The sequence below is a fragment of the Porphyromonas sp. HMSC065F10 genome (genome assembly GCF_001808555.1).
Classification (GTDB): domain Bacteria; phylum Bacteroidota; class Bacteroidia; order Bacteroidales; family Porphyromonadaceae; genus Porphyromonas_A.
In genome coordinates this window covers 21,272-29,317 of record NZ_KV793775.1, presented here as the reverse complement: position 1 = coordinate 29,317, position 8,046 = coordinate 21,272, and the positions used below count along the sequence as shown (strand labels likewise).

Below are 8,046 nucleotides of genomic sequence, written 5' to 3'. Positions count from 1 at the left end.
TGCATCATAGCTTTTTGTCCACCGGGAAACTCAGGCATATCATCTAAGAACTCAACGACCTCTCCCTTAGCCTCTGCAGATTGCTGGGATTTGAAGCTGATTGGAACAAAGAAGCGGGTCCTCACAGGTTGCCCATTCTCTATGCCCGGTTTCCACTTAGGCATGGCATTGACCACTCTTAGAGCCTCTTTGTCTAGTAACTCGTGGACACTTTTTATTACCTCGGCATTGGAGATAGAGCCATCCTTTTCAACAAAGAAGGAGACTATCACACTCCCCTCAATCTTGGCATCTATCGCCTCCTTAGGGTATTGGATGTTTTGGGCGATCCACTGCATCATAGCTTTTTGTCCACCGGGAAACTCGGGTAGTACATCTACCTGCCTTGATGCTTTATCTACAGTTGGTGGCGGAGCCACTTCTGTGGTGGTGCTAGCTTCAGCCTGCTCGATGGTTACCATCTGAGTACCGAGTGCCAGGAAGGCAAGTACCGGGAGGGCCGACAGTGCGTAAACTATAGCTAGTTTCTTGTTCGTTTTGTTCTTGCTGTTCATCATTACGATTCGTTTCTTTAGGTTATGCATAGAAAAAGAGAGCGAGGGCAGCTCTACCTTTCGGCCCAGTGTACACTCCAGTAACCGGTACTGGTAGGTCTTTCGGTCGCTTCCCTCTCGCAACACCCCTTGGTCTGCTAGGTACTCAAGGTTTGTACGCAGTTGGTGGAGCAATCCCCACGCACATGGATTCCACCACTGTAAGGGCTGCAGCACCATACTAATGATGATATCCCAATAGTGCTTCTGCCTAATGTGCTCCAGCTCATGCGACAGAATAGTGGGTGTGATATCGCTATTGGATAATGACTTGGGGATAAAGATCGCCTTCCCAATCGTGAAGGGGGCTAGCTCTTCATCCATCTCGTAAAGTGTGGCATTATGACTGAGCTCTCGCTTCGTGGAGGTGCGGCATAGTCTATAGAGTCTGTACCCGCCCGAGGTGAGCCAGATGAGCGTGCTCGCTGCACCGATAGCCCAAGTTGCCATCAGCACTCTGGTCCAGTCTATTGTGTTTCCCCTTGTCGCAGGAGCAGTGATGATTGGCTCCTCCTCTATCACAATAGTAAAGCTGGGGAGCAGCCTATCTTCTGCCTCTTTTACATCCCTTTCCGGTACTGCTATAGAGAGCAGAGGGAGCAGAAGGCTAGAGACGATGGCGATAAGGTAATACCACCGCTTGGCTCGGAGTAGGGTGCTTTTGCGGAGCAATACCACTCCGAGGAGGTAAAAGAGAGCAATCCCTACTCCCGACAGACCTAGATATTTCAGCCAAGTCATCATACCGACTACTCCTCTTCAATTAGTTTCAGGATCTCCGAGATCTCGTCCTTGCTTACCTTCTCCTCCTGTGCAAAGTGCTGTACCAGACTTTTGTACGAGCCTTTGAAGAAGTTAGAGACTATATATTTAATGGTCTTATCGGTGTACTCCTCCCGGCTCACCAGAGGGGCATAGATGTGACCCCGTCGCTTCCCCGTGCGAGTAACATATCCTTTGTTCTCCAGCTTACTGACCACCGAAGCCACTGTAGTGTAGGGGGTCTCCGAATGCTCCATCAGGGGGATGGCATCGCTTATCTCACCTTCTCCGATAGACCATAGTGCACGCATAAAGTCCTCCTCGAGAGGGGATAGTCCGTTTAGAAAGTTTGGCTCACTCATCTTCTTGTTATCTACGATTGATGTACTTACTACGATTTGTTCGTAGCAAATCTACGACAATTTCGTAGATAAACAAACTTTCGCCCAATATTTATAGCACGCAATGCCAGAAGTGGCTTACAGACAAGCTTCTTGGCGTTCAGTATTCCGGTAATATTCCGTAGTCTTCCTGGTTTTCAAAGGTCTCCTATATGCTTTCCGGATAGCTTCTTTGCGAAGGAGTGATCTTTAAGAGGAGCCTTGTCGTCAGTGTAGTCTGGGTTAATCTGATATTTGATGATCTCTCTCCTGTCATTGAAGACTATATGGAGCTTAAAACCATAGAGTCACCCCCGTGGTACTCTTCCCCTTTGTTGGTCACCCTGTCGAGCGTAGACTCAGGGGCGACACAAGAAAGAAGACCCCCTTGACTAATACCGATAAAAGAATTGACTAATATCGGTATTAGTAAACTCTAATATCGGTAAAAGAAAACGCTAATACCGATATTAGACTCCGTGCTTCAGGCAGACTGTCTCAGAGCCGATTGCGCTCGGAGGACTTGACGGTCGACCGGTGCTGCTTATTTTCCTTGGAGCTAAAGCGCCAGGTGATCGTCGCACTGATGTACGATAGGTCTTGATCCTCCACCTGTGCAAACCCTATGTCTCCGATCCTCGTGGCGTATCTGCTGATGTGCTTCCGCAGCGGGTCGTGCCACTTGAGCGTCAGGTCAAGTCCCTTACTCGGCAGGGAGCCTCTCCAGTAGTCCCCCTCGGAGTTGTCCCACGAGTTAATATATCAAAGCCCCATGTCAGGGGCAGTCTCTCCTCGTGAGGGTGAGGAGCTCGGGGTAGGAGGGGAGGCGGGAGAGGAGGCGGGTCTCCTCGCCGTCGTAGCCGACGAGGTAGGCGTAGATCTCACGCCCATTGGTGATCACCAGCACGGGGACCCGGAGGACTGAGTTGTACCGGTAGATCTGCTCCAGCACCGCATCTGAGAGACGGATGGAAGGCGCCTTGTACTCGATGATCATCAGCGGCGAGCGGTCGGGGGCGATGACGAGGGTGTCGCAGCGACGGGAGAGCTTCCCGACGCGGAGCGCCACCTCATTGCCCATCAGCTCGGGCGGATAGCCCAGCTTGTCGATCAGGTGGCGCACGATCCCCTGCCTGACTCCCTCCTCGGGGGTCAGCGCCACCTCCTTCCTCCGGAGGGGGTCGTAGACCATTGGTCGCTCGCTCGCTCTACTTTCCGTCATAAAGGGTATATTTGTCTCAGAAGTCATCACTACCGCCATGCCCTACACTAAAGAGCCACAGAGTGTCCTCACCGCGATCGACTCCGCCAAGGAGCCGTACCGCATCTATCTGCTTACCGGAGAGGAGGAGTACTTCACCGACAAGATAGAGAAAAAAATCGAGGCCGCCTATATGCCGGAGGAGGCGAGGGACTTCAATTACACCCTCCTCTACGGCACCACGGCGACACCCTCACAGCTTCTCACTGCGGCACGGCGCGCCCCGATGATGGCGAAGTACACCCTCACCGTGGTCCGGGAGGCGCAGGCGATGATGCAGGGTGGGGGAGGAGCGCTGATGGAGGTGCTGGGCAATCTCGTCGATCACCCGGTCCCCTCGTCCATCGTGGTGCTCTGCTTCAAGGGCGGGAAAAAGCCCGCCCGCACCCTCAGCGTGATCAAGAGCCTGACGAAGAAGGTGGGGCTCTACGTGGAGTCGCCCGAGATCCGGGACTACCAGATCAGTGGCTACATCCGTCCCCTCGCCCTCGAGCACGGGCTGACCCTCACACCGGAGGCGGTGCAGGTGGTGGCGGAGCATATCGGGACCGACGTCACCCGACTGGATAGCGAGCTCGGGAAGCTGGCACTCGCTCTTCCCTCAGAGGTGCGGGCTCAGGTCACTCCCGAGCAGGTACTCACCTACACGGGGCTCAATAAGGAGTACACCGCCTTTGACCTCAAGCGTGCCCTCGCCCGTAAGGACCGGCGGCAGTCGCTCATCATCGCCCGATCACTCTCGGAGGATAGCAAGCGGGTGCCGGTGCAGATGATCATCCCGACGCTCTTCGGCTACTTTGCCGACCTGCTCACCGCCTTCTACGCCCCACGGCCCTACACCGAGCAGAGTGTGATGAGCTACCTCGGTATCAGCTCCTCCTTTTTTGTCAAGGACATCATGCTCGGGATCAAGAGCTACAAGCCTCAGCGGGTCGTCGAGATCATTCATGCCCTGCGCCACTCAGACGCGAGGAGCAAGGGGATGTACAGCGACCAGGGCGATCCCGATGAGATACTGATAGACCTCGTGCTGCTGATCCTCAATTGATACAAACCTACCAAGCGAGTCATACAAGATATTTATGGAGAAGAAAAATGTAACCACCACTCCCGCAGGGGCTGCCGCTGAGCATCCTCTGGAGCTCTTTGCCCACTGTCCCAAGTGTGGCAGCCCTCACTTCGGGGTCGTTAATGCCAAGGCGAAGAAGTGCGAGGACTGCGGCTTTGAGTACTACGCCAATGCGCAAGCCGCCTGTGCCTGCTTTATCACCGACCTGATGGAGAATATGCTGGTCGCTGTGCGTGGCAAGGAGCCTGCCATCGGTACCTACGACCTGCCGGGGGGCTTCGTTGACATGGACGAGACCGGTGAGGAGGCGATGGCGCGTGAGCTGCGTGAGGAGACCGGCATCGATGCCTTTGGCGGCCTCCGTGGAGGGATCCACAGGCCACCGAAGTACCTCTTCTCTCTCCCCAATCTCTACCTCTACTCCGGGATGACGATCCACACGCTGGACCTCTTTTACCACCTCAAGGTGGAGTCCCTCGTCCCCTATGTGGATCAGGCGGGAGACGATGTCGCAAGGCTGCTCATCGTCCCGATACGCGAGATCGTGCCGGCTGACTTTGGTCTCCGCTCCATCCGCCGCGCGGTGGAGATGGTGCGGGAGGAGCACTACTTCTGATCCGGGTCCGAGGGGAGGCTATGACTCCAACGCAGCGAGTGCGGTGCGGAGGAGCTCCTTAGCCAGCTCCTGTCGGTCGCTGATGTAGTCGTACACCGCATCCTCGGAGAGTACGCCGCGGAGGAGATCATCGGGGAGCTCGCCCCTCTCGTCCGCCTCGTAGTCCTCCATCCAGTCGCCACCATGGTAGTACTCCTCGAGGATGCGTGAGTCCTCGAGGGCTTCCCTCCACTGCTTACAGGCAGCGGAGAGCTGGGCTGTCGCCTCCACGCAGCGTACGAGACACTCCTCCATGGCCCGGATCCGCTCTACTCTTTCTCTTGTCTTTGCGTCCATATCTATTCCACTTGGTGTAATAGTCATCTGTCGCAAAGTTCCGAATAAAAGTAATAGGAGCGAATGTGATCGGCTGATTGCACAAGGGACACATGATATAGAATAAAGGTGAACGATTTGGAAACGAGTGAGTTTCTTTCCCTTTCTTTATTCTGCAATGTCTCAATGACCACTACCTAACGTCCTAGGTTCACTATGGGAGTGGCAATCCTCGAAATTGGACTGAAGGTTGTTTCGTTTTATCATCAGAGTATGTAATCAATGAGCATGGAAACATTAGTTATAACAGAGCGAATTCAATGGAGGCATCAAGAGCTTTCGACACAGCATTAGGTGCCAGTGAACACTTTAGTTATAAGACAGATAAGAAAACACGTGAAGGCTCAAGATTTCCGAACTCAATAAAACACAAACTCATATTAAAGTCCAAAGCATATGAACTCTAACAAAAGAATGCATAAAGACATGTGTCGTATTCCAAGATGTGTTTTTGGGGGAATGGCTATCATTCTGTTTTGCTGTGCGATATTGATGTGCAACAATTTGATTTTTGGCAATTTTACTGATAGAAACAAGGGCATTATGGAACAGAACGCAATTGATTCAATATGGACTGCTCAACATAGAACGACATATTACGGAATTCGACTTTGGCCAAGATCTTCTCATAAATCATGTAGGTCTTGTAATCTCGAAAACACAGTCGCTCTCTGCTTAATAAAAGAAGAAAAAGCGATCATTGTTTCATCAGCATCTGTTTTATTCTATAACAGACTCTACTCGATTAAGTCAAAAGATGATTTTAGTAATATTTTTAACGGTTGGAGAGTTGAGTTTGATGATGATCTTCCAATAATGGCTGGTGCTATTTCTCATTCGGACTCACTTATATATATGCAACCTGTACCAAGAATGTCAAATTATGAGTTGTGCTTAGGAGTTTTACACTCAAACCTTTTAGATCTATCATGGCTTTCAGTAGGTTCACCTATTTCGGAGTTGCTCCTTAGACTAGGCTTCGACATTGAAATCGTCCAAAAATTGATCTCGAAGTGTAATAGATTTTATTTTATCCATCCTGCAAGTGTAAACACACATTGGAAGGACAGTACAGAATATTGTCATAACCACCTTAACTCTAACCCATCCTTTTCTATGATAATTTGCACTACAAAAAACAACAAAATACAGTCTGTGGAGTTTTGTAATTTTGGTGATTACAACCTAAGAGATGACGAGAGTGTAAAATCCTTCATTGAAAATTACTGGTTGATTGGCTAATTCCTATTTTGAGGTGCTGGGGGAGAAAGCCACCCACAAAAAACTAACTGAAGTGAATTGATTAACTTGCACCCCCAAATGAAGGGAAGAGCTTTTTCACCCTCCCCCTTACCACCTTAGATATGACTAAAGAACTAGATTGTACAGCTGGCGACTATCCGTTCTTGTTGTCATATGTTAAGACGTAGGAAGCAACGATTGGTAGCACCCTTCTTAAAGCGCAGAGGACAGATATTCTCCATTACAACTGATAACGGGACTGAGATCACCCACTTCAAGTCTATTGAGCGGGCACTCAAGATCCCTGTATTCTTTGCTAAACCTTATTGCTCTTCTGACAAACGTCACATTGAAAATATCAATGGATTGATTTGACAATACATCCTTAAAGGAAAATCATTGGCCGAAATCTCTGACGATGAAATCAGATAAATTCAGAATCAACTAAACAACAGACCGCGCAAAAAAATAGGGCTGACGCATTTGAGCTTTACTGCGAAGAAGTGATCATCCCTGTCGCTGTGCAGGCACCAGCCGAGTGTCTATCTTGTCGGGCAAGTCGGGCAAGTCGGACGCTCAGCACAAACTTACCGGCTTTCACAGCATGCCGGCATCCGAAGGATGCCCGCTCCATAGGCATCGGTCGAGGCACGAAGTGCCGAAGACCGATGTATAGGCGTACGCATAATGCCACGACGCCTTGCGGGTCGCCGAGAGAGGGGTTGTGTGCTCGGCGACCCACAAGGGGTCGAAGGGGTAGGGGTGGGATGCTGTACATCGGTCACCGCTTCGCGGAGGGAGACCTTTGCATAATACCCCATCTGTGGCGTCACATTCGAGATTCGGGCTTGGTTATGTGCGTAAGCACACTCCCCTCGCCCTCACTCTCAGTTCCTTGCATCTGAGGTATTCTGCAAACTTCCTGCCGAAAAAGCGCTGCTTTTTCGGCGAAAGACCATTTTGCAAAGGTCTTGGATGACCGATGCCTATAGAGCGAGCACCCCTGCCGGGGTGCCTCCTTCTCTGCTGTAAAGCTCAAATGCGTCACCCCTGTACAGAGAAAAGCCCTGTGGTGGAGATTTCTAGCTCCATCCACAGGACTTGACCTTGCAAGCAATCAAGGCAACCGCCATACCTTTGCCCGACCGATTACGACTTCAGGGCTTTTTGGGAAGGATCTCTTGGCGGACAGACACGCAATGCCTTTCTTGACTCTCTTGTGGTATCACTTCCCATCAGTGTCTGCGATTTCTCGCAAATACAATCTTGCACACATCTCTGCATCGTCACCGGCACGATGGTGAGTGCCTTCGGGAATATCAAGTTGCTTGCAGAGGTATTCGAGGGAGTTGCAGCCGAAGTCATAGATACGACGAGCCGTTTGCAATGAACATTCCCATTTTAGTTCGGGTAAATGCAAATGATAAAACTCTGCAGAATGATCTAAGCAACTGCGGTCAAAACCTGCATTATGGGCCACAAAGGTGTCGAACTCATTAAGATAGAGGCGTTCTATCTCCTCCCATACTCGTGGAAAGTCGGGCGCATTTTCAGTGTCCTCTGGCTGTATGCCATGACATTGCATGTTCCAGTAGCTATACAAGTTGTCCTCTGGACGCACAAGCCAGGATTTAGTTTCTTGAATAGTGCCATCCTTTACCACACAAATTCCAACTTCACAAACCGATGCGCGTTTGCCTGTGGCGGTTTCAAAGTCTATTGCGATGAAATTCAGTCCTTTCTTCATA

8 protein-coding genes and 1 pseudogene are annotated in these 8,046 nt (G+C 50.8%); 3 read left to right on the top strand and 6 right to left on the bottom strand.

Going from position 1 to position 8,046, the window contains the following annotated elements; translation table 11 throughout:
• The 4 genes and pseudogenes from HMPREF2890_RS03530 to HMPREF2890_RS03520 form a co-directional block, all read right to left on the bottom strand.
• Window positions 1-1,337, bottom strand: a 1,337-nt coding sequence (locus tag HMPREF2890_RS03530) for a M56 family metallopeptidase (RefSeq protein WP_070465460.1), incomplete at its 3' end; no start/stop codon positions are given.
• A 5-nt stretch (window positions 1,338-1,342) separates the two neighbouring features.
• Window positions 1,343-1,717 (bottom strand): BlaI/MecI/CopY family transcriptional regulator, encoded by a 375-nt coding sequence (locus HMPREF2890_RS03525; RefSeq protein WP_070465457.1) that lies wholly within the window; start codon window positions 1,715-1,717, stop codon window positions 1,343-1,345.
• A gap of 176 nt (window positions 1,718-1,893) precedes the next feature.
• Window positions 1,894-2,031: pseudogene (locus HMPREF2890_RS09420) on the bottom strand (transposase); the annotation flags it as partial.
• Between the two features lie 479 nt (window positions 2,032-2,510).
• A complete protein-coding gene (locus HMPREF2890_RS03520) occupies window positions 2,511-2,957 on the bottom strand; it encodes a type I restriction enzyme HsdR N-terminal domain-containing protein (protein WP_070465578.1) in 447 nt (148 codons plus the stop codon).
• Between the two features lie 37 nt (window positions 2,958-2,994).
• Here HMPREF2890_RS03520 and holA point away from each other — a divergent pair, with 37 nt between their 5' ends.
• Window positions 2,995-4,044: a DNA polymerase III subunit delta gene (gene holA, locus HMPREF2890_RS03515; RefSeq protein WP_070465455.1), complete on the top strand. Its 1,050-nt coding sequence runs from the start codon at window positions 2,995-2,997 to the stop codon at window positions 4,042-4,044.
• Window positions 4,045-4,078: 34 nt separating this feature from the next.
• Window positions 4,079-4,681: an NUDIX hydrolase gene (locus HMPREF2890_RS03510; RefSeq protein ID WP_070465452.1), complete on the top strand. Its 603-nt coding sequence runs from the start codon at window positions 4,079-4,081 to the stop codon at window positions 4,679-4,681.
• Window positions 4,682-4,699: 18 nt separating this feature from the next.
• Here HMPREF2890_RS03510 and HMPREF2890_RS03505 read toward each other — a convergent pair whose 3' ends face one another.
• Window positions 4,700-5,017 (bottom strand): DUF4298 domain-containing protein, encoded by a 318-nt coding sequence (locus HMPREF2890_RS03505; protein WP_070465449.1) that lies wholly within the window; start codon window positions 5,015-5,017, stop codon window positions 4,700-4,702.
• 582 nt (window positions 5,018-5,599) lie between these two features.
• Between HMPREF2890_RS03505 and HMPREF2890_RS08955 the strand changes: the two genes are divergently transcribed.
• Window positions 5,600-6,298 carry a hypothetical protein gene (locus HMPREF2890_RS08955; RefSeq protein WP_148130663.1) on the top strand — a complete coding sequence of 233 codons (699 nt, stop codon included), beginning with the start codon at window positions 5,600-5,602 and terminating at the stop codon, window positions 6,296-6,298.
• 1,225 nt (window positions 6,299-7,523) lie between these two features.
• Here HMPREF2890_RS08955 and HMPREF2890_RS03500 read toward each other — a convergent pair.
• Window positions 7,524-8,045: an exonuclease domain-containing protein gene (locus HMPREF2890_RS03500; RefSeq protein ID WP_070465445.1), complete on the bottom strand. Its 522-nt coding sequence runs from the start codon at window positions 8,043-8,045 to the stop codon at window positions 7,524-7,526.
• Window position 8,046: the final 1 nt, after the last annotated feature.